This window comes from Paenibacillus harenae (assembly GCF_030812415.1).
GTDB classification, from domain to species: Bacteria; Bacillota; Bacilli; order Paenibacillales; family Paenibacillaceae; genus Pristimantibacillus; species Pristimantibacillus harenae_A.
Map to the genome: position 1 here is coordinate 300,419 of NZ_JAUSST010000007.1, position 19,972 is coordinate 320,390.

Genomic DNA, 19,972 nt, shown 5'->3' on the forward strand with positions numbered 1-19,972 from the left:
TCTCTTTTTTTATTTGGAATGTCCGAGGACAATATCCACGATTAACTCGAAAATGACTTTACCCTTTTATCGCTCCGGCTGTCAGACCGCCTACCAGCTGTTTCAGACCAAGTATAAGCAGAAGAAGCGATGGCAGCAGGACAAGCGAGACTCCCGCCAAAACGAGATTCCATGAGGTCATTTCTTCGAATTGAAGCATGCTAATGCCGATCTGCACGGTTCGCATCTTATCGCTGCTCGTCACAAGGAGCGGCCAGAGATACATATTCCATGCGTTCAGGAACGCATAAACCGCCAGAGAAGCAAGTGCAGGACGGGACAACGGCAGTACGATTCGCAGAAAATGTCTTACATGGCCGCAGCCGTCGATTTTCGCCGCTTCGAACAATTCCCGCGGAAGCTGCATGAAAAATTGGCGAAGCAGAAAAATTCCGAAAGCGGATGCGAGGAACGGAACCGTTAACCCCTGGTAACTATCGAGCCACTCCCACGATTTGATCGTCAGGTAATTCGGGATAATCGTGACCTCCCAAGGAATCATCATCGTAGAGAGGAAAATCGCAAACAAAAGCGCTCTGCCGCGGAAAGCGACATATACGAAGGCATAGGCAGCCATGCTTGCTATCAGGACTTGTCCGGCCATAATTGCAGCGGAGACGACAAAACTGTTCATAATAAAAGATTGAAGCGGCACCAGATCAAGCACCGTACGGAAAGTCCCTAAGTAAAAGCCCGAAGGAAACAGTTTTGGCGGATAGACCGATGATTCTTCCGACGTCATCAGCGATGCAAGAAAGGTGTACGCAAGCGGGTAAAGGACAATGGTTGCCGCAATGATAAGAACGAAATAGATGAGCGATGCGCGCAGCAATCGGTTAGCTGTCATTGATAATGCACCTTCTTTTCGATAAATCGAAATTGGATCCATGTAAGAAGCAGAATCATGGCGAACAACACGAGCGCCAGCGCGCTGCCTGTTCCAAATTGATAATTGACGAAGGCTTCCTTGTAAATCGAATAAACGAATACCTCGGTCGAGCCGGCCGGTCCGCCTTTGGTCAAAATATGAATTTGCCCGAAGGATTGAAAGGCGTTCATCACGGATACGACGGTTAGGAAAAAAACGGTCGGCGAAAGCAGCGGCAGCAAAATTCGAAAAAAAGTCCGGAAAGGGCCGGAACCGTCTATGCGCGCACTATCCCGAATGTCATCTCCGATTCCTTGCAAGCCGCTTAGCAGCAAGATGTAATTAAACCCGGAATTCATCCAAGCCGTCATAATGGAGATAGAGATTAGCGCCCAGGTCGGATCGATCAGCCATTGAACAGGAGCAGCTCCCAGCTTCGAGAGAAAGTAATTGAACATGCCCGTTGTCGGATGATAAAGCATCATCCAAATGACGGACGACGTGCTTACCGACAGCGCGACAGGTAAGGAGAAAATAAAACGGAATATGCTCATCCCTTTCAGCTTCGTATGAGTCAAAGCGGCCAACAGAAGTCCGGCGACGATACCTGCGGGAACCGTGAGCAACGTAAACTTCATCGTAACGCTAAGGCTATTCCAGAAGACGGGCGAAGCAAATAACTGGGTGAAATTATCGAGACCGACGAAAGAGGCTACATTCCCTCGCGGATCCGTTAGGTGAAAACTCAAGTAGATCGACTGAATAAGCGGATAAAACAAAAATACAGAAAACAAGATTAATGAAGGTGCGAGAAATGCATAGCCTGCGGCATTTTCCTTCAAGATCGATAAACGTTTCGTATGCTTGCGAACGATGGATTTTTGGGTACCCATGCTGCCGTACACCTCTCGATGCGTCGTGTTCATTCAACCACCAACCCTCTTCCTAACATAGTTGAACTATACGGGTTCTTTGTACGGCGAATGTAATAGAATAGATAAGAAATTGTAAGGGCCGCGAATGGCTATACAAAAAAAACATGAAATCGTCGAACGATCCCATGTCTTTATATGAAAATTTATGAGTCTCCTCATCCTATCGTTCAGAACGGAGTCGGTAACGGACATAACCAAAACAAACGCCGGCGGCTTTTACATGTTCGGTGACCTTGTAACAGGCACCTATCGGGTAAAAGCTACCGTTCAAGTCCAAGAGTGAGCGCACATGAAGAAAATCCACGATTTTTTAATGAAAGAGAGTCCGCCCTTCGAATTGGCGCCGCAAGAACATGCAGTCGTCAACCTATCGCTAGACAAAGAATCGATCCCTCCTCCCCTCTCGTCTCCCGGGCCCAAACGAAGAATAATGCCGAATCAAAAAAAAATGCTTCGGCCGCGGTTTGGCTCCTGTCACTATCATTTTCTTTCTGACTCAACATAAAAAAACGAAATCCGTCAACTACCGGTTCCAAGCCAATTTATCACAGCGGTCCCGCCGAACCTGTAAACCTAGAAATCTGTTTATTAGCCATACGAAATGGCTTAACCGGATTAAGCAGAACTGTCAAAGAGACAAAGGAGCTGTTCGAACCACCGGTTCAATTACGATTAAAATTCGGTCGCGCACGGTCCTTAAACAACGATTTCGTTGGACCTTCTAGAAACAAGCTCATAAGCTTCAGGAAACAGCCCCTTCCCTATTTATGAAGCCACGTCTCTGCGCGTGAACACGAGCCAAGAAACCAAATTGAAAATAATAAAGTAGACGGCCAGCACGGTGATGGAAAATTCGAGGGTCATTCCCTCCTGGTAAGGCTGGCCGCTTAAATACTGCGACAGATCTATATTGGCGAACAGCACGTACTTGCTCCATTCGTACGACTGAATGAGCTCCACGATGATCGTGCCCGCAAACAATGAAAAAATGGAAAACCCGATCGCCATCACGCTGCTGCGAAATGCGGAAGAAATCATGAAAGCCATCGTGACGAAAATAATCGTAGACACTCCGTTAAGCAAATACGTTTGCCATAGGTTGGCGGCCATATTCCTCTCAATGACCTGACCGTCGCCGTTGACGCTTACTAACGGCAAATTCACGTGCTCGAACTGGTAAAGCAAACCGTTCACTAAGACGGATACGATAAAAAGGATAACGAGCAGGAAAATGCCGAACAACAACATCGAAATATATTTAGACAAAAGAATCTTGAGCCGGCTCGCCGGCCGGATAAGCAGCAGCTTAATCGTGCCGGTCGTAAATTCTCCGGCTAAACTATCTCCCGCTACGATGACGGTGAATAGCGTAATTAGGATGACCAGCTGCGCCGAACCGTTAATGCCATCCCACATCGTACCGGATTCCGGCCGAATACGATGCTCCAAGCGGTAATCGTTAATCGCGATAAGTTCCTGAATGTACGCCTTGTCTTCCGCGTCCAATTCCGGGTCGTTCAGCCTCGTTTCATATTCCAGCTTCTCTTTGGTGATTTGTTCCTCCCATGCGCCTTCCGGTGCGTTCTTGTCGTCATAATACCACTCCACGATGCTGCCGAAGAGAACAGCCGTAACCAACAGTCCTACCATAATCCAAGTACGCCAACGACGGTATAGTTTCATGTTTTCGTTAAGAATCAGATTAACCAATCTGCTCGCCTCCCGTCATTTCGAGGAACCGGTCCTCAAGCGATTGATTCCGCGCGCGGACTCCGTAAACTTGCGTATTCGACCGGACCAGATGAGCCACGATCTCCGGTATGCGGTCCCGCTCGGTTATAACCTCCAGCCCTTCCGGTGCGGCTTTCGCATCCTCGACTCCCTCGATTCCCAATATTGCCGCAAGAGCCTGTTCGGCGGGCAAGGCTTCGATCAAGAAAGTTTGGGCTCCGTTGTTCGAACCGATGAAATCTTGAATGAGCTTCAAGTCGATCAACTTGCCTTTGTTAAGAACCGCTACCCGGTCGCACATCAGCTCCATTTCGGATAACAAATGGCTTGAGACAATTACGGTGATCCCTTCCGTCCTGGTCAAATAGCGCAAATAATCGCGCAGCTCGCGTATGCCAGCCGGGTCTAGGCCGTTCGTCGGCTCATCGAGAATAAGCAGCGACGGATTATGAAGCAGCGCCTGGGCCACGCCGAGACGCTGACGCATGCCTAAGGAGTACTTTTTCACTTTGTCGTGAATCCGGTTTTCCAGCTTCACCAACGAGACCACCTCGTTGATCCTTTCCTTCGTAATACCCGGTATCATGCGCGCGTAATGAATCAAGTTATGATACCCGCTCAAAAACTTGTACATTTCAGGATTTTCCACGATAGCGCCGACATGACGGATCGCTTGCTCGAATTCGTTTTTTACATTTTTTCCTTTAATGCTGATTTCGCCCTTAGTGATCGACATCAGTCCGACCATCATGCGGATCGTCGTCGTCTTGCCTGCTCCATTCGGACCCAAAAACCCGAAGATTTCCCCCTTCGGTACGTCGAACGAAACATTGTCGATGATCGTTGCGCGTCCGATTCTCTTGGTCACGTTGCGTAAACTTACGATCGGTTCATTGCTCATGGACGAGCCTCCTCTTTATCCTTTTTGAAATTTTTACTTTACATGAATTTTGCGGCCAGCTTTAACATGTTTGAGCTGAGCCACAATAATGACGCTAATAATGACCAGAAGGAACCACGAACTGATTTTACTGAAGCTGACCAGTTGCCAGCCTTGATGCTGGTCAGGATATTTCCAAGCATTAAAAAATGTAGCTATATTCTCGGCTAACCAGATAAAAAAACCTACAATGAAAAAAGCAAGTGTCAGGGGCATTCGATAAGTAATGGTCCGAACCCGAAATAGGATCCATGTCTTCCAAAAGACAATAAGCACAAGCGCCGTCAGCCACCAACGAAAATCGGGAATAAAATGATGCGTGAAAAAGTTCAGATAGATGGCCCCTCCCAGTAATCCAGCTGAAGTAAGCCCCGGCCAGCCGGTCATATCCATCTTCAGTCTGCGCCAAACCTGACACATAAAGCTCGCTACGCTTGCATACATAAATCCGCTATAGAGCGGTACTCCGAGCAACTTCGTAAACCCGGGCTCAGGGTATGACCATGATCCCATCCTTACCTTATATATTTCCAGCAACAACCCTATAATGTGAAATACACAGATCACTTTCATTTCATCGCGTGTCTCCAATCCGCTGCGGTACATAAGGTACTGCACTGCAAGCAGTATAAGAAGAATGGCATCATATCGGTAAATGAAGGGCACATCTATTACTCCGGAAAGGAATAATGTTCCGAATATCGCAACAGGAAATAGGCAGCTCATCACCTGATGATAGCTAAAGTGCAGCAGTTGCATGATTGGTTTCATTGGAGTTATCTCCTCGTTTCATAAATACACCTCTCTTTGTTATTCTGCAGTTGAGTTTATCACAAGGTTTATCGTTTTACAATATATTTTAGTCGTTATAAGATATGTTATTGTTGTTTTGCATATTGCCATTTACAAGAACTCGTCATTAGGTACAGAAAACAAAGAATCCCCTACTTCACCGCTTAATCCGGTAAAGAAGGGGATTCGTTGTTTATTCGAATTCAGACTAATGGTTGATATCACATTTGTTTAATATGAATGAGATTTGATTTTCAAGTCGATTGATCGTTTCCTGTGATTCTTTGTCTTCTCCTTGCTGTTCGCGAAGCGATTCGAGCTCCTGCTTGAGTTGATGCAGATCATCTCCTGCATTGGCACAATCATAGTTGCTCTCGAGGTTATCGAGCATGTTTTATCCTCCAATCGATTGCTAGGTGTACCTGACTATTATGTTGGATTTCAATTCATTTATTCATTGAAAAAAAACAGCCATCAACGAAGGATGGCTAATGGAACGACAGTCGCCTGCCAATTTGGCGGATATGGTTGACGTCGGCCCACAGGATAAAATAATTGTAGAACGTTTCACCGATTTGGACTGGGCGGGGATATCTCACGATGAGTGCGGCCTGTTTGTTCATCTCCGCCGGTTGGTCGGCCGACGGAAAAATAAAACAAGCTTCCCGGTTTTGTATCGTTATCATAATAATCCGAGGAGAAGAGCCGTAAGGCATCAAGGGATGAAAGGCTTCGGAGCTGCATACATCGGCAATCCGGTCGCCCGCTGAAATCGCGGATACCTGAAAAAAACCACCAGGCCCTTCGTACCGCTCTTCGCTGACCCGGCGCCAGCTTGAGGGATACGGAAAGGACACCCGGTACACGAAGCTCGTGTAGATATTTTCCGGAACCCTTCTGACGCGAGATGACCATTGCAGGGCGGTAATCCGGCCGCCGCTAAGGACGTTCACCGTCACCTGCTTCCTGATATCGACAATCCAGAGCTGACTAGCGCTGCCTTCACCTTCGCATCCCGATAAATACGCAATTTTGCTGCCGTCCGGCGACCAGCCGACGGGAGCGGCGAAACAGTCCGAAACCGCCAACGTCCTTTGATTCTGGCCCGTACGGCTGTCGATTTGGATAAGAGAATAATAATTCGGCTCCTTATAGGCGGTTGCGCTGTAGGCGATGCTCCGGGAGTCCGGGGACCATGCCGGAAAATAGTTTTTGGAGAGCGGTCCGCCATCCAACGTGTAGACGGTGCCGGTGGCTAGATCCACCGTCGAAATGATGGAGATGCTGACACCGGGGAACGTATAAAGCGCGAAGGTTCCATCCGGGGAAAGCCGAACGTCATGAAGCGGTCCGTCCGTATTTTGCGTAATTTGTCGCCGGCTTGTGCCATCGGTCCGGATGCGGAAGAGCTGGGTGATGCCATTGGAATCCGGAGCCGCGAATAGAAGCTCCGTACCCGAAGGAAACCACTGGACATCGCTGGCGCCCGGCTCCGAGATGGCATAGCTGCTATGCGAGAAAGTATCGTAGATGACGATTCGCCCGGTTTTGACATACGTGAGAAAACGGCCGTCCGGGGACCAATCCAGCAGCGTATAGGGTTCGATTTGGTCGATTCGGGCAATGGCGAGCGTGATGGTATCCAGCAGATGGACCACGTTGTCAATGCCGATGAAAGCGATTCTTCTACTGACCGGACACCAATAGGGAACGGAATATTCCGCACCAAGCCCTTGCGTGAGTCGAAAATTAAGACCGTCCTGCGGTCGGTACAGCCAAATGTCGAACGTTCCACCGCGGTCCGAAGTGTAAGCAATCCATCCTTGAACGGGGTCATGAGGAACAACTTGCACGGCCAACATCCTCTCCTGAATCATCTAATACTTCAGTTGTATTCAGGAGGAGTTGATTAGGCGACTTGCAACCTTCACAGTATAATAATTGGAAATTCGGAAAAAGTACTGGCAGGTGGTGGATTATATGGACGCGGTTATCCGTTTTATGAATGATCTTCAAAAGGAATACGCTCGATTAGCGATTGAAAACTGGCTTACCGATGAGCTGTTTACTTGGACATGGTGGTTTCTTTGTTCCGCTACAATCATACCTTGGTTCATATTCATTTACCTTCTGGACCGGAATCGAGCACTGTCTATTTGGTTGTTCGGGCTTATGCTGATTCTTATTACGACTTTTTTAGACGACCTTGGAAGCGAACTGAATATATGGACATACCCCATAAAGTTTATTCCCGTAAGCCTAATTGCAATGCCTTTTGACTTCTCGGTTATTCCTGTTTTTTTCATGTTAATATACCAATATTTTAAGACATGGAGAACTTTTTCTATGGCTCTTCTAGGGGGAGCCCTGCTATTTGCTTTTGTCGGGGAACCCTTTTCGGTTTGGGTTGGAGCTGTTTCGTATCATGGATGGAAATTTTACCATTCCTTTATTTTTTATATTATTTCCGGAATGGTTTCCAGAGCCTTTACGCAAAAATGGATCCAACCCGAACGGTAAATCGATTTCACGTTTCGTCTAGGAACTGGATCTCGTGGTCCGTTGCTTTTATCGCCGAAAATCGAAGAAGCCTTATTCCTTCTTCCGAAAGAGATGATCGTTCCTCCCGAGATAACTTCCTGAAAGGCTCGACGACCAAGACGGCGGTTTTTCCTTGCCAGACAATTTTCCATGCGCCGCATACGAAACCATCCAAAAGCACGGTGGCTCTCATGCCGTTTCCCATCATGATCCGTCTGCGGCAGTCATCCGCGATTACACGAGTACGGTTGGCATGGGATGCAAGCAAATTGTCGTACTCAGGCAGAAAGCGTGGCGTAGCAGGAGTGTCGGGATGCGGATGCATAGCATCCCGGGTATCGAACAATTCTCTGCCGTGCTCATCCCGATATAGGTTAGTAGACGAGGTCGAAGATTTTCTACGGTTGCTTGAAGCTTAGTCATGCCGGACCAGGTTTGCATGTCCTGAATGGTGGCAGGTCCAAACGCCATAAGGTATCCGATGATGTACGACGTATAGACTGTTTCATCGGAACTGACGGAAGAACTTCCGCAAATCCTCTGTAAGGATATCCGGCACTTCCATGGCTGCAAAGTGTCCGCCGCGCTCATATTCAGACCATTGAAGGATATTGGTATTGTCCCGTTCTGCGAAGCGCCTGATGGATTGAAAATCGTTAGCGAACACGGCTATGCCCGTCGGTGCATTGCTCACTACATGCTGTGCATGGGGATGGGCGTCCTCATAATACTGCCGGGCAGACGACCCCGCTGTCCGAGTCAGCCAATACATCATCACCTGGGTCAAGATTTGATCGCGAGTAAGCAGATTGCTTATTCCCATCCCCATGAGAAGCTCATTCCAGGCAAGCTGACCTGCCGGCGAGTCGGTTAAAGCATAGGATAATGTCTGTGGTCTTGTAGATTGGATTGCAGAGAAACCTGCCTTCTCGCTAAAATTGGATAGGATTTGAAGACGGCGCATCTCCTCCTCGCTAAGATCAGTCATTTCAGTCGGATCACCCGAAGGAAAAGAGAACAGTTGTAACACATGTACGCCGACTACATGGTCGGGATCGACCATACCCAGTGCGCGTGTAATCAACGAGCCGCCGTCACCGCCATGTGCCGCATATCGCTCATATCCTAAGCGGTTCATGAGTGTTGCCCATGCTCCGGCAATACGGCGAGAATTCCAACCGGTATCACGGGTCGGTCCCGAGAAAGTATAACCTGGCACAGACGGAATAACCACATGAAATGCATCGGCGGCATCGGCACCGTGCTTGCGGGGATCCGTCAAAAGATCGATCATGTCGATGAACTCGGCGAATGAACTTGGCCATCCGTGAGTTAGGATGAGCGGCATCGCGTTCGGCTCTTCGGAACGGACATGAAGGAAGTGGATATTTGTTCCGTCGATCTCCGTGATGAACTGTGGATATTTATTGAATTTTTCTTCATATTCGTTCCAATTGTAGTCGTTAAGCCAATATTCGGCCATTTCCTTAACGACACTCATCGGCGTTCCATAACTCCACCCTACGCCTGGGAGCTCATCCGGCCAACGGGTACGAGCAAGCCGGTTTTGAAGGTCGTCTAGTTCTGCCTGCGGAATCTCGATACGAAAGGGATGAATATCCGTTTCCTTGCCCCCCGCGTTGTTTCTTCCTTGTACTTGTACGTTGATGTTATTCATGAATTTTGTTCCTCCTGTGTATTGGATTGGATGGATTCTTTGATCTGATCTCAGGATACAAAAAAAAGTATGACAACAGATTGTCATACTTCAATTACCGTTGTCACCTTTTTTCGAGCCAAACTTTTAATGCTATCTTTATCGGTATGGAACACAGACATACAGTTGTCATACTTGTTCCTTCATCATTGGGAATGTAAGTGAGCAACTAATTGTCTGGAGGAGACGACTTGGGTATGAACAATAAAATCTTGGTATGTAATGGGAAGATGTGTATTAAAAATAATGGCGAAGAAGCAATTGAAGCCGTTGCTGCATCCATTCGCAATGAAATCGAGCAGCTAGGTATGAGTCGACAGGTAGAAGTTAATTTCGGGAAGTGCATGAGGTCCTGCAGAAAAGGTTGTGTAGTCACAACACAACCGGATATAAGCAAATACTTCAAAGTGACACCGAGTTCCGCGCGGGAGATCGCAAACACGGTAGCCCAATTGCAGATATGTTGATATAGCTTATATGATCCTGCTCCGCTTTACGCCAATAAAGGCCCTCCCTAACAGCTTGAATTAGCTGACCGGGAGAGCCTTTTTCATTTGGCGCTATTTATTTCAAAGTATTTTTTCGTTGCATGTGCAGCCGAAGTGAACTTGCCCTATCGTAAGCCCGGATTAAGCGGCCTCTCCGTGCAGATAACGGAAGAACGGCTTGTCTACCCAGAATGCGAAAGGCGTGATCACCGCATCGGGATCAATCGCTTTAAAACCTTGCACAACTTTCGCGGAATCTTCTTTTAGCGAGAACGAATTAACGGTGTACGTGCTGTCCGGATCGGAAATGAGATTGTTCGTAATTTGCTCGTAACCCGCAAGCTCTGTGTTCGAGTAATACAGCGGTTGCCACCATGAGCCGAAGATAAGCCCTTGCTGATCCTCGGCATTTTTCTTTGCGTATTTCTCAATAATCCCGTCGAAAGCCGCCTTGTCCGCCGTTGTCGTAAATTCGAACGCAAGATCGTATTCCTTAGCGAACGCAATATAGTTGCCGTTTGCGATCTTCACCACATTCGGTCCCGGATCTCCCCAGTCGGCCAGGAATAGAAAGGCGGATGTTTTGGGCTCGAATTGCACCTTCGCGTCGATTCCTTCGCTGCGCAGCAAGCCGATCAGCTGCAGCGCATGTTTGAAATCCGAATGACCGTATATAAGCGACAAGGAGTCTATGAAGTTGGCTTCAAAACGGGTATCCTTGATGCTGTAGCCGGTAACAAGCTCCTGCTCAAGCGCCGTGTTGACCAGCTTCTGCAGCTTCGGTGCGTCGATCAGGTCCGAAGTCTCGTAGGCTGTGGAAAGCTTCGCGTAAATATCGGAGTCGCTCGTATAGCCGATGTATTTCTTATAAAGTCCTTTCGTAATAAGCACCTGGCCCAGCAGCGAGTGGATCAGTTCGTCGCTCGCCGGGGCGTTTGGCTTAAAGCCTTGACCAAGCGAAGCCGGCAGCAAACCGGTATCGAATGCGGCTGCAACCTCCTGCGCAGCCTTCGCGCTAAGCGTGTCCTTCTTCACCTGAAGCTTTGCAAGCACGCTATCCGCCTTTGCCGCCGGGTAGGTCAACGCAAGCTCCTTCAAGTCCGCGGCGCGCAGCGCGATCGCAACCGCCACGTAATTCGTAAGCTGCCCATCCGCCTGAATGGACGGTCCTGCCAAAATGCCTTTCTCATAAAGGGCGGCAGCGGCATTAAACACCGGCTCGTCCGCAGCCAAATCCGTAAAGGCAATTTCCTTGCCGGAAGGCTCGTAATCAAATATGTCGGCGACAGCCGAGATGAGTTGACCCTTCGTTACTTTGCCGGAAAGCTGAATATCGTATTTCTCCTGCAAAAACTGCTTGTACTGGGCAGCGCCGTCCTTAGCGGAAACTGAGGCAGGGGCTGTCGTTACGGCTTTCACCGTCTCCGGCGTCGCGGCAAATGCGGTCGCTTGCGTAAACAATAGAGAGAACGAGAGCAAAAAAGCAGCAACCAGCTTCGTGCTAATGAATCCTGTACGTTTCATAGGCTTGACCTCCATCATGATAATAAATCCGATAAAAACAATCGGGTATGTAATGTCACATAGTATAGCAACGCTTGGTAAGTAGTGTCAACGAAAAAATAATAAGGTAGGCTTGCCGGGCATATATAGCAAAACGCATGCCAATGTCGGCATGCGCTTCTAAATAATTCGAATGTTTCTACGCTTCGTTAGCCGTCTCCGCATATTTTTTGAAATTATCTAAAATAGCCTGCCATCCGGCTTGCTGCATTTCGACGGCGTTGGTCTCTTCGGCTTCAAACGACTCGATGATTTGCGTGTCGTTTCCTTGGGGAATAAAAGCGATCTTTACTTTACGACCGTCGCCGAGTGTATAGGAGATGCTCTCGTTAATGCTCACCTCGTCGTATACGCCGCCGAAATCAAATCCAAAGCTGCCGTCTTTGGCTTCCATTCTCGAGACGAATTTGCCTCCGACCCTCAGATCATTCTCGGCGTGCGGCGTGTGCCAGTCATCGGAAGCCTTGCTCCATTGCTTGATGTGATTCGGTTCCGTCCAATATTCCCACACGTTTTCTATGGAAGAATGAACGATTGTTTCTACTTTTATCGTTACCGGACTACCTGTTCCCATTACATAGCCTCCTTATACGATATGAATCTATTTCTCTCAAATAATACCATAAACACCTATTGGCAGTCGATATGTCTGATGCGCGACTTCATTAATTAGCAAGGCGAAATATTAATTTCAAGGGATAAATAATACACGAGGTCAACACTTAAGGCACAAGGCCTTTCGAATTACAAAAGCGCCGGATTTCGATATAATGAACAAAAACCCGATTATCGGAGGCTAGTCATGGAAAATGAAAAATGCGACCTGATACACCCAAACGGTGTGAAGGAAAAGCAACTGGAAGTGATTGATGGCTTGACGATCAAGTATCACGCAAACGGAAAAACAATGTGGTCAAAGGGAAAAATGACCGATGACACGCGAGGGCGGCTATTGGGAATGGTATCGTGCCGACGGATCAATTAAGCGTTCAGGGTATTTTGACAAGGGCGAGCCTGTTGGCGAATGGATCACCTATGACAGCGAAGGAAATAAACACAAAACGACTACTCGTAATAAAAAATAAAACCATACGCGTTACGGCTGGTTGCCGTTCCCCTCCTGTATAACCGCATCAGCTCCAGGAAATAATTGATGTAAAGTTATTGGCTAAGGTGGGAAAACGTTGGCTCTCGTTGTGTTTTGCAGCATTTCCGTGCTTCTTCTTCTTTCATACTCCGTAACGAAACGCCGACTGCATCTGTTCGAAAGAATCGTCATATGGGTATTCGTATTGTTGCTCCAAAATAATTTTTTCTGGATGATGGGCTTAAATTACAAGCTTGTCGAATTATCGCATCATTGGCTTCAATTCCTGGTATATGATTCGATTCGCAGTATCATTGTCCCGATTTGTATGATGTTGTATCTGGAACTCCATGAATCGCTGGATCGCAAGTGGATCAAAGGGTTAATTGGAGTTCTTTTTATCATGGGGTTTGTCGGAATTGAATATTTGGCCGAATGGCTTGGCGTCCTTAGCCATAGCGGCAATTGGAGCGTTTGGTATTCGGTCGCCAATTGGGTTTTTAACGTTTTGCTAACGCTGTTGGTTTTTAAAAGAATCCGATTCATGGCCCGAAAGGAAGTAACCATTTGAAATTAGCCGAAAGCTTTGATGCCAACGAATGGTTCTTGATTATTTCTTTCTTAGTCATCACAACCGTAACGCTTATGCTGCCACGCCGATTTCCAACCATCATATCGATCGTTTTTTTGCTCATTGGATCCGGGATCGCCATGTATTCCGACTTTCACTTCGGCATCCCTCCGGTGGATCTATATGATATAAACGATAGTAAACAATATGAATGGTTCGATTTGGTTACGTTCGTTTTATATAGCCCTTTTTCGTATCTATTTCTTTATGTTTTTGACAGGTGGAGGTTAGAAGGGTTAAAAATCAGCTTATACGTTCTGGCTTGGTCCATTGCAGCGGTTGCGTTCGAAGCGTTCGCTGTTCGTTTACACGTTTATAACTTTCAGAAAGGCTGGAATTCAGGCTATTCTTTCGTGTTTTATTTGGCTTCCCAAACCTTTATGATTTGGTTTTATTACACAGTCAAGAACAATTATAACCGGACGAAGAAAGAGACAAGTCCCGATTGGGCTTGATGCTGCGCTTTACTCGAGGTAGTTTTGCCCTTGCTCCCTTCCTTGCCCGTTGCCCTGATCATATGTTGCAATCTGCTCCGCGTTCTCGCCTATGAAGTCCCCCCGCTAGGAAGAAGCGTAGCGCGCAAGCGACGGATGTCTCTGACCGGGGGGAGCCCAAACATGCGGGCGTATTCCCTGCTGAAATGGGAGGGACTTTCGTAGCCGACCTGAAATGCCGCCTCGGCCGCTTCGGTCGTTTCGGTTAAGAGCAGACGGCGCGCCTCTTGCAGCCTAATCTGTTTCTGGTATTGGATCGGGCTCATTCCCGTTACATCCTTGAAGTAATCATATAAGGAAGAGGCGCTCATCCGAGCCTCCTCAGCTAATTCATCGATGCGCAGCGGCAAGGCAAAGTCGCGGTTGAGGCGCTCAATCACCTTCGCGATCCGCTGTGCATGACTGCCGATTAAAGCAAACGTCTTCAGGGCGGCATTTTGATCATTCCGCAGAACCCGGTATATGATTTCGCGGATGACATAAGGCGCCATCACCGGGATATCTTGCGGCATCTCCAGCATTTTGACAAGACGCAGAACAGCATCGTAGAGCGTATCGTTCATTCGGCTGACCACTATGCCCCGACCGGATTCGCGTTTGCTGCGGCCTGTATGCTCGGAGGCTTGAATGACTTCGAGAATCTGGGTCATATCGAATTGCAATTGAAGGCTTAAATACGGCGCTTCCCGTGAAGCTACGATGATTTGGCCTGCAATTGGTAAATGCACGGAAGCTGTTAAGTAGCTGTCCGGATCGTACTGGAAGCTCTCTTTCCCCAGCATAACAACCTTCGAGCCCTGCGCAACGATGCAAAGGGACGGCTCATAGACGGAATAGACCGGCTCGGATATACGCGACGCGCGAATCAAACGCAATGCGGGAATCAGCGTCTCATGCGTACCATCATGCGCGGCGAATCGATCGATCAGCTGCACCAATTCCCTACTCCGCTTAAAGGACATTTCATCCATACGTATGTATCACCTCCCTTTCTCTCCATACTTATCTTAACAATAAAATCTGTTGGAGGATTAGGCAAGACCAACGTAATATCCAGCTACCGCCTCTTTCTCGATTGGAACCATAATTATCTTGCAACAAGCGGTTGCAGCTTAAGAAGGTTGAACCAATAAGGAGAGATGTCCAATGTCAGGAGTTAAAGGAAAAGTAGTTGTTATTACGGGGGCTAGCAGCGGTATCGGTGAAGCGGCAGCGCGGCTGCTCGCAAGCCTTGGCGCTCATGTCGTCATGGGTGCAAGACGCATGGAGAGACTGGAATTGCTGGCATCCGCCATTCATGCAGAAGGCGGTTCGGTGGTCTATCAACAGCTGGATGTGACAGAGCTTGACCAGATGCAAGCAATCATCCGCTTGGCCAGGAGTAGGTTCGGCCGCGTCGATGTCGTATTGAACAATGCCGGCGTGATGCCGCTCTCTCCCCTTGAAGCCTTGAAGATCGACGAATGGAACCGGATGATCGATGTGAACATCCGCGGCGTTCTTCATGGCATTGCTGCCGGGCTTCCCGTCATGAAGGAGCAAGGCTTCGGCCACATGATCAATATAGCTTCCATCGGTGCCTATGAGGTCTCTCCGACAGCAGCGGTATATTGCGCAACCAAGTATGCCGTACGTGCGATCACCGAGGGTTTGCGGCAGGAGACGGGCAGCGGCATACAAGTAACGCTCGTTTCACCGGGAGTAACGGAATCCGAGCTCGCGGATAGTATCACAGATGATGAGGCCAAGGAACTGATGAGGACGTACCGTCGCAATGCTCTCCCGGCGTCCGCCATTGCCCAGGCCATCGCATACGCCATTGAGCAGCCTGCGGGGGTGGATGTGAACGAACTCGTTGTCAGGCCCACGGCTTAGCTTCCGTGAAGTATGACAAAGACAGCCGGTCTGTACAATCAGGCCGGCTGCTTTTCATTCCGTCCAGCATAGCAAAAAGGGGAAGAAAAAACCTTCCGCCTATTTGCCTTTTTTTGCAACTAAATTAACCTGCCAGTTTAGCTTGGTTCACATGTTTATTTTATTTTTGCGGCACCAAGGGGACCAGCAGCACTCGCCGGACAGAAAAAAAACGGAGGCCGACCAGTGCGTATTATACGCTCTGGCCGGCTTTCCGGTTTATCGGTTACGGAAGCGCCTCTCCAGCAAGATTAAGGGCGATTTCTACGGGTAGCGGGATCCGTGCCGAATTCCGATTGGAAGACCCCGCCCTGTTGGTTTTCCATTTCAAAGGTATACTTTCCGCCGGTATAAGCCCCTTCCGGGTTTGGTTGGCGCCGAACGGGCTCGGGGCCCGCGACGCCCAGAATCCAAGCCGTGTACCACCGGCCGAGCCCTTTAAGCAGCAGGGGAAGCAACATCGCGAATACCGCCCCGACCCCGCAGGCGATCCAAGAGCGCTGGGCGGGCGTCAAGCTCCAGTCGAGCAAGCGGTCCAGCCCCCATTCGCTCGAAAACAAGTTAAAATCGAACAGCCGCATGCTTACCTCGTAAGCGACAGGCGAGAGCAGCGCCGCAAAAGCCGTTACGGGTAGTACGATGGCGAAGGTGAACGCCGCGATGCAGATCGGAAGCTGCATAATCCCGAACAGGATGCCGCGGTACGATCTTCCATCCTTCAGAACGGACAGCAGCCAGGACCGCCACCCCTGCTGCTCTCCGGAAGCCGAGCTCGGCGGAGCGGAAGCGGCAGGACTCTCCTGTCCCTGGAGCCAGGCTGCCGCGATGTTCGCTTCCCCGACCATGATCGTACGGCACAGGACCAGCGTCCCGGCCAGCAACGGTACGCCGATCAGAAATACCGACAGCGGAATGCTAACGGACAATCCGGCTACGATGATTACGAATGCCGCGACTCCTTTGGGAAGCGAGAGGACGAGCATTTTCCACGCCTGCAAGGCGCTTGGCTTCTTCATGATCACAACCACGCTTTCTCGTTTTGTTGCTCTCATTGTATCCCTTTCTTCTAGGTCTCATCATCCTCCCGGCGGATGGAATCGGTGCCGGACCTTGGTCCAGTGAGTATTCGAGAAGTGACTAACTATAGGATGATGGCTATTATTGATCCAAGTTCCATTGAAAACAAAAACCGCCCAGCAAATGCTTAGGCGGCCTAATGAAACCGATTTTATTGCCCACGAACTTATTTTGTTCCTGGTATTTGTGGAATTGTTGATGATGGAGACCTTTTGGAGCTTGTTTCCGATGCCGGATCTGGTTGTGGCGATGGTGCAGGGTGCGCCTTCATGTATTCTAGTGCATTGTAGATTTGTACCGCTGCTTCTGCACGGGAGATTTCGGCTTTTGGATGGAAGTTCCCTTGATCATCCAGCTTCACTACGTTATAAGCAAGTGCACGTTGGATGGATCCTTCATAATCAATGGTTAGATCTGCGTTATCGTTAATCTGGGCGGGAACAAGTTTAATCTGCGGAAGATTGCTGTGCGTTTCAATGGTGCTGATAAGCTGATGAGTGAACTCTTCACGAGTCCATTTCTTGTTTGGATCCAAATCTGCCGGCAGTACGACTCCATTAACGCTTGCTGTAATTAAGGCATTCGCATACCACGCATCGTTGTCTGCGTTTTTGAAGTAATCCGTCGCTTTAGGTTCTACAAGGAATCGAACGAGATCCAGATTCAGATTCAAGGCTTTAACAATAAGCTGAACGCCTTGTGCCGCAGTGACGGTAGCATTAGGGGCAAATAAGTCATCCGAAATACCGTGGACCAGGCCTTGTTCTTGCAAAGCAATAATTTTATCCTTTGCCTCGACATTCGTTATATCCGAGAAAGGGGTGATCGCCGCATAGCTTTGTCCTGCAAAGGATAACGTTAAAGCGGTAACTGTGGATAGAGTAATCATTTTGAATTTTGTTTTCATTTCTTTCACCTCGTAGAGTTAATGGTTTGTGCTTTTTTAGATTCGACTTTTAGACCGGGCTGACTTAAGAAGTTTCCCTTTCACTAGTAATACAATCGAGGAGCCCATTATTTTTCACGCTGTAAAAAAGTTTTTTGCTTTCGAGCTATTGCACATGGACTGTAAGCGATTTTTTTAATCTAACGTTTGTTGACTATAGTATCAAGTTTGTTGTCTAGAAGCGTCGGATCCTCCCAGTATACAATGAACGCAACGAGTGCAATACAGGCAAGAAAACACCGGAAGGAGCGACAGGCATGAGCCAGGCAGCTGAACGACAAAATAAAAGAAAGCGCTTACGAATACGTTGGCACAAGCAGGATACGGAACTCACCCTCTTGGCATTGCCTACGACGATTTGGTATATCTTGTTTTGTTTCTTGCCTATGTTCGGGATTATTATCGCCTTCAAAAACTTCAGAATCAGCGGCGGCTTCTTAAGCAATGTGTTTAACAGTCCCTGGGTCGGCTTCAAAAACTTCGAATTCTTATTCAAGTCGAACGACGCTTGGATCATTATTCGAAACACCATCGGATATAACATTATTTTTATCGTTCTAGGCATCGTGCTGCCCGTTCTATTCGCTATTATGATCGGACTGCTTCACAGCCGCAAAGCAAGCAAAGTCTATCAGACGATGATGTTCCTCCCCTACTTCCTATCTTGGGTTGTCGTATCGGCCGTAGGCTGGGCGTTCCTAAGCTTCGATAAAGGGATTCTCAATCAGATGCTTGTCAATGCGGGCGGCGATCCCGTTAATTGGTATATGGAACCGGCCTACTGGCCGTACTTCCTGATTCTTCTGAATATATGGAAAGGCTTAGGCTATGGCATGGTCATTTATCTGGCAACCATCACAAGTCTTGACAGCACCTACTATGAAGCAGCTGTTATCGATGGCGCCTCCATTTGGCAGCAGACGAGATTTATTACATTGCCCATGCTCAAGCTCGTTATCGTCATGCTGTTTATTTTGGCGGTTGGACGTATATTCTACACCGATTTCGGCTTGTTCTATCAGGTCACGCGAGATTCCAATTCCCTGTTCAACGTGTCTACCACAATCGATGTCATGGTCTATAAACAATTGAAATCCGCTACATTGGGGATGGCAGCCGCTGCCGCATTCGTGCAGTCCGTTCTGGGTTGCGCCACTATTCTGGCCGCTAATTGGATTGTCCGCAAAATCGATCCCGATAGCGCGATGATGTAAGGAGGTAAAACATTGTCAACGAGAACGGCTTACGAAACAGGGCTTGAGAAATTTAACCGTACAAGCAAAGTCGTAGACTTCTTTTTCAACCTGATCTTTATCATCTTGGCGCTGCTCTGCGTCATACCCGTAGTCGTTGTTCTATCCATTTCCTTTTCCAGCGAGAACTCCATACGCGAGACAGGATATCATTTGCTGCCGATTGCATTGTCCGGAGAGGCTTACGCCTATGTCATCAAGCAAGGAACGATGATTTTGCGGGCGCTCGGCATATCCGCTCTAGTAACCGTGGCCGGTACTGCGATCGGCGTATTGCTTACCGCCTCCATGGGCTATGTGCTTTCCCGCCCAACCTACAAGCTGAACGGCTTTCTGACCTGGGTCGTATTTATCCCGATGATATTCAATGGCGGTCTCGTATCCAGCTACTTCATTAATACCAATTTATTAGAGCTAAAAGACAGCGTCTGGGCGCTTATTCTGCCGCTGGCCGTCTCGTCGTTCAACGTAATCATTTGCAAAACTTTTTTTAAAAGCACGATTCCCGACGGGCTGATCGAATCTGCCGAAATCGACGGCGCGAGCCAGCAGCGAATCTTCTTTTCCATCATCCTGCCGATCTCCTTGCCGGTCATTGCAACCATTGGACTCTTCCTCTGCTTTTCTTATTGGAATGATTGGTTCCAATCGATGCTCTATATCGACAACCAGAACCTCTATTCTCTGCAGGCACTGCTGAATAGCTTGATGAGCAATGTGGATGCGCTTGCCAAAAACGCCGCAAGCATGGGCGTCAGCTATGCCGTGCTTGTCGCTACGATGCCGAAGGAATCCGCCCGCATGGCCGTAGCCATTATCATTGTTCTGCCCGTGGCATTCGCCTACCCGTTCTTCCAGAAATATTTCATTTCCGGACTAACGATCGGCGCCGTCAAAGGATGACCAACGAAATAAACCAAGCTAGCTTGGTTTATCATAGTTCACCGTGCAACCGT

Annotated in this window: 20 protein-coding genes and 1 pseudogene; 7 read left to right on the forward strand and 14 right to left on the reverse strand. The window is 48.4% G+C overall.

Features of this window, described 5'->3' with window-relative positions; all coding sequences use genetic code 11:
* Positions 1-58: 58 nt before the first annotated feature.
* The 7 genes from J2T14_RS25305 to J2T14_RS25335 all read right to left on the reverse strand — a co-directional run bounded on the left by J2T14_RS25305 (position 59) and on the right by J2T14_RS25335 (position 7,167).
* Positions 59-886, reverse strand: coding sequence for a carbohydrate ABC transporter permease (locus J2T14_RS25305; RefSeq protein WP_307475359.1), 828 nt, complete (start codon positions 884-886; stop codon positions 59-61).
* On the reverse strand, positions 883-1,800 hold the full coding sequence (locus J2T14_RS25310) for a carbohydrate ABC transporter permease (RefSeq protein ID WP_373458206.1): 918 nt from the start codon (positions 1,798-1,800) through the stop codon (positions 883-885). Before J2T14_RS25310 ends, J2T14_RS25305 begins: the two co-directional genes overlap by 4 nt.
* Before the next feature lie 807 nt (positions 1,801-2,607).
* Positions 2,608-3,552: an ABC transporter permease gene (locus J2T14_RS25315; RefSeq protein WP_307475364.1), complete on the reverse strand. Its 945-nt coding sequence runs from the start codon at positions 3,550-3,552 to the stop codon at positions 2,608-2,610.
* Positions 3,545-4,474 (reverse strand): ABC transporter ATP-binding protein, encoded by a 930-nt coding sequence (locus J2T14_RS25320; protein ID WP_307475366.1) that lies wholly within the window; start codon positions 4,472-4,474, stop codon positions 3,545-3,547. Before J2T14_RS25320 ends, J2T14_RS25315 begins: the two co-directional genes overlap by 8 nt.
* 33 nt (positions 4,475-4,507) lie before the next feature.
* Positions 4,508-5,284 carry a DUF817 domain-containing protein gene (locus J2T14_RS25325; protein ID WP_307475369.1) on the reverse strand — a complete coding sequence of 259 codons (777 nt, stop codon included), beginning with the start codon at positions 5,282-5,284 and terminating at the stop codon, positions 4,508-4,510.
* 229 nt (positions 5,285-5,513) lie between these two features.
* The gene (locus J2T14_RS25330; RefSeq protein ID WP_307475371.1) at positions 5,514-5,696 is read right to left on the reverse strand and encodes a DUF2524 domain-containing protein; all 183 of its coding nucleotides are present in this window, start codon (positions 5,694-5,696) and stop codon (positions 5,514-5,516) included.
* 97 nt (positions 5,697-5,793) lie between these two features.
* On the reverse strand, positions 5,794-7,167 hold the full coding sequence (locus tag J2T14_RS25335) for a hypothetical protein (RefSeq protein WP_307205000.1): 1,374 nt from the start codon (positions 7,165-7,167) through the stop codon (positions 5,794-5,796).
* Positions 7,168-7,285: 118 nt separating this feature from the next.
* Here J2T14_RS25335 and J2T14_RS25340 point away from each other — a divergent pair, with 118 nt between their 5' ends.
* Positions 7,286-7,825, forward strand: coding sequence for a CBO0543 family protein (locus J2T14_RS25340; RefSeq protein ID WP_307475373.1), 540 nt, complete (start codon positions 7,286-7,288; stop codon positions 7,823-7,825).
* Positions 7,826-7,832: 7 nt separating this feature from the next.
* Here the strand turns inward: J2T14_RS25340 and J2T14_RS25345 are convergent.
* The 4 genes and pseudogenes from J2T14_RS25345 to J2T14_RS25360 all read right to left on the reverse strand — a co-directional run.
* Positions 7,833-8,204, reverse strand: a pseudogene (locus J2T14_RS25345) (DNA glycosylase AlkZ-like family protein); the annotation flags it as partial.
* Between the two features lie 147 nt (positions 8,205-8,351).
* Positions 8,352-9,524, reverse strand: a complete 1,173-nt coding sequence (locus tag J2T14_RS25350; RefSeq protein WP_307475375.1) for an epoxide hydrolase family protein — start codon at positions 9,522-9,524, stop codon at positions 8,352-8,354.
* 668 nt (positions 9,525-10,192) lie between these two features.
* Positions 10,193-11,575: a hypothetical protein gene (locus J2T14_RS25355; RefSeq protein ID WP_307475377.1), complete on the reverse strand. Its 1,383-nt coding sequence runs from the start codon at positions 11,573-11,575 to the stop codon at positions 10,193-10,195.
* Positions 11,576-11,753: 178 nt separating this feature from the next.
* A complete protein-coding gene (locus J2T14_RS25360) occupies positions 11,754-12,188 on the reverse strand; it encodes an SRPBCC family protein (protein WP_307204996.1) in 435 nt (144 codons plus the stop codon).
* 228 nt (positions 12,189-12,416) lie between these two features.
* Between J2T14_RS25360 and J2T14_RS25365 the strand changes: the two genes are divergently transcribed.
* From J2T14_RS25365 to J2T14_RS25375, 3 genes are all read left to right on the forward strand, one after another.
* Complete coding sequence (locus tag J2T14_RS25365) at positions 12,417-12,599, forward strand: hypothetical protein (RefSeq protein WP_307475380.1); 183 nt, start codon at positions 12,417-12,419, stop codon at positions 12,597-12,599.
* A 199-nt stretch (positions 12,600-12,798) separates the two neighbouring features.
* Positions 12,799-13,272 (forward strand): hypothetical protein, encoded by a 474-nt coding sequence (locus J2T14_RS25370; RefSeq protein WP_307475382.1) that lies wholly within the window; start codon positions 12,799-12,801, stop codon positions 13,270-13,272.
* Positions 13,269-13,787, forward strand: coding sequence for a hypothetical protein (locus J2T14_RS25375; RefSeq protein WP_307475384.1), 519 nt, complete (start codon positions 13,269-13,271; stop codon positions 13,785-13,787). The genes J2T14_RS25370 and J2T14_RS25375 overlap by 4 nt, the downstream gene beginning before the upstream one ends.
* Positions 13,788-13,876: 89 nt before the next feature.
* Here J2T14_RS25375 and J2T14_RS25380 read toward each other — a convergent pair whose 3' ends face one another.
* Complete coding sequence (locus tag J2T14_RS25380) at positions 13,877-14,797, reverse strand: AraC family transcriptional regulator (protein ID WP_307475386.1); 921 nt, start codon at positions 14,795-14,797, stop codon at positions 13,877-13,879.
* Between the two features lie 175 nt (positions 14,798-14,972).
* Between J2T14_RS25380 and J2T14_RS25385 the strand changes: the two genes are divergently transcribed.
* The gene (locus tag J2T14_RS25385; RefSeq protein WP_307475388.1) at positions 14,973-15,701 is read left to right on the forward strand and encodes an SDR family oxidoreductase; all 729 of its coding nucleotides are present in this window, start codon (positions 14,973-14,975) and stop codon (positions 15,699-15,701) included.
* 290 nt (positions 15,702-15,991) lie between these two features.
* On the opposite strand, the gene J2T14_RS25390 is transcribed toward J2T14_RS25385, so the two are convergent.
* Both J2T14_RS25390 and J2T14_RS25395 read right to left on the reverse strand, forming a co-directional pair.
* Positions 15,992-16,792, reverse strand: a complete 801-nt coding sequence (locus J2T14_RS25390; protein ID WP_307475390.1) for a sensor domain-containing protein — start codon at positions 16,790-16,792, stop codon at positions 15,992-15,994.
* A gap of 191 nt (positions 16,793-16,983) precedes the next feature.
* Positions 16,984-17,724, reverse strand: coding sequence for an S-layer homology domain-containing protein (locus tag J2T14_RS25395; RefSeq protein WP_307475392.1), 741 nt, complete (start codon positions 17,722-17,724; stop codon positions 16,984-16,986).
* A gap of 296 nt (positions 17,725-18,020) precedes the next feature.
* On the opposite strand from J2T14_RS25395, the gene J2T14_RS25400 reads away from it, so the two are divergent.
* Complete coding sequence (locus tag J2T14_RS25400) at positions 18,021-18,977, forward strand: ABC transporter permease (protein WP_307475394.1); 957 nt, start codon at positions 18,021-18,023, stop codon at positions 18,975-18,977.
* A 12-nt stretch (positions 18,978-18,989) separates the two neighbouring features.
* The gene (locus J2T14_RS25405; RefSeq protein WP_307475396.1) at positions 18,990-19,919 is read left to right on the forward strand and encodes a carbohydrate ABC transporter permease; all 930 of its coding nucleotides are present in this window, start codon (positions 18,990-18,992) and stop codon (positions 19,917-19,919) included.
* Positions 19,920-19,972: the final 53 nt, after the last annotated feature.

Excerpts from the sequence above, each read along its gene's own strand:
- J2T14_RS25390 (WP_307475390.1), bottom strand. The coding sequence starts at position 16,792 with ATGAGAGCAACAAAACGAGAAAGCGTGGTTGTGATCATGAAGAAGCCA.
- J2T14_RS25350 (WP_307475375.1), bottom strand. The coding sequence starts at position 9,524 with ATGAATAACATCAACGTACAAGTACAAGGAAGAAACAACGCGGGGGGC.
- J2T14_RS25365 (WP_307475380.1), top strand. The coding sequence starts at position 12,417 with ATGGAAAATGAAAAATGCGACCTGATACACCCAAACGGTGTGAAGGAA.
- J2T14_RS25385 (WP_307475388.1), top strand. The coding sequence starts at position 14,973 with ATGTCAGGAGTTAAAGGAAAAGTAGTTGTTATTACGGGGGCTAGCAGC.
- J2T14_RS25325 (WP_307475369.1), bottom strand. The coding sequence starts at position 5,284 with ATGAAACCAATCATGCAACTGCTGCACTTTAGCTATCATCAGGTGATG.
- J2T14_RS25355 (WP_307475377.1), bottom strand. The coding sequence starts at position 11,575 with ATGAAACGTACAGGATTCATTAGCACGAAGCTGGTTGCTGCTTTTTTG.
- J2T14_RS25380 (WP_307475386.1), bottom strand. The coding sequence starts at position 14,797 with ATGGATGAAATGTCCTTTAAGCGGAGTAGGGAATTGGTGCAGCTGATC.
- J2T14_RS25335 (WP_307205000.1), bottom strand. The coding sequence starts at position 7,167 with ATGTTGGCCGTGCAAGTTGTTCCTCATGACCCCGTTCAAGGATGGATT.
- J2T14_RS25360 (WP_307204996.1), bottom strand. The coding sequence starts at position 12,188 with ATGGGAACAGGTAGTCCGGTAACGATAAAAGTAGAAACAATCGTTCAT.
- J2T14_RS25330 (WP_307475371.1), bottom strand. The coding sequence starts at position 5,696 with ATGCTCGATAACCTCGAGAGCAACTATGATTGTGCCAATGCAGGAGAT.
- J2T14_RS25340 (WP_307475373.1), top strand. The coding sequence starts at position 7,286 with ATGGACGCGGTTATCCGTTTTATGAATGATCTTCAAAAGGAATACGCT.
- J2T14_RS25305 (WP_307475359.1), bottom strand. The coding sequence starts at position 886 with ATGACAGCTAACCGATTGCTGCGCGCATCGCTCATCTATTTCGTTCTT.
- J2T14_RS25395 (WP_307475392.1), bottom strand. The coding sequence starts at position 17,724 with ATGAAAACAAAATTCAAAATGATTACTCTATCCACAGTTACCGCTTTA.
- J2T14_RS25320 (WP_307475366.1), bottom strand. The coding sequence starts at position 4,474 with ATGAGCAATGAACCGATCGTAAGTTTACGCAACGTGACCAAGAGAATC.
- J2T14_RS25310 (WP_373458206.1), bottom strand. The coding sequence starts at position 1,800 with ATGGGTACCCAAAAATCCATCGTTCGCAAGCATACGAAACGTTTATCG.
- J2T14_RS25400 (WP_307475394.1), top strand. The coding sequence starts at position 18,021 with ATGAGCCAGGCAGCTGAACGACAAAATAAAAGAAAGCGCTTACGAATA.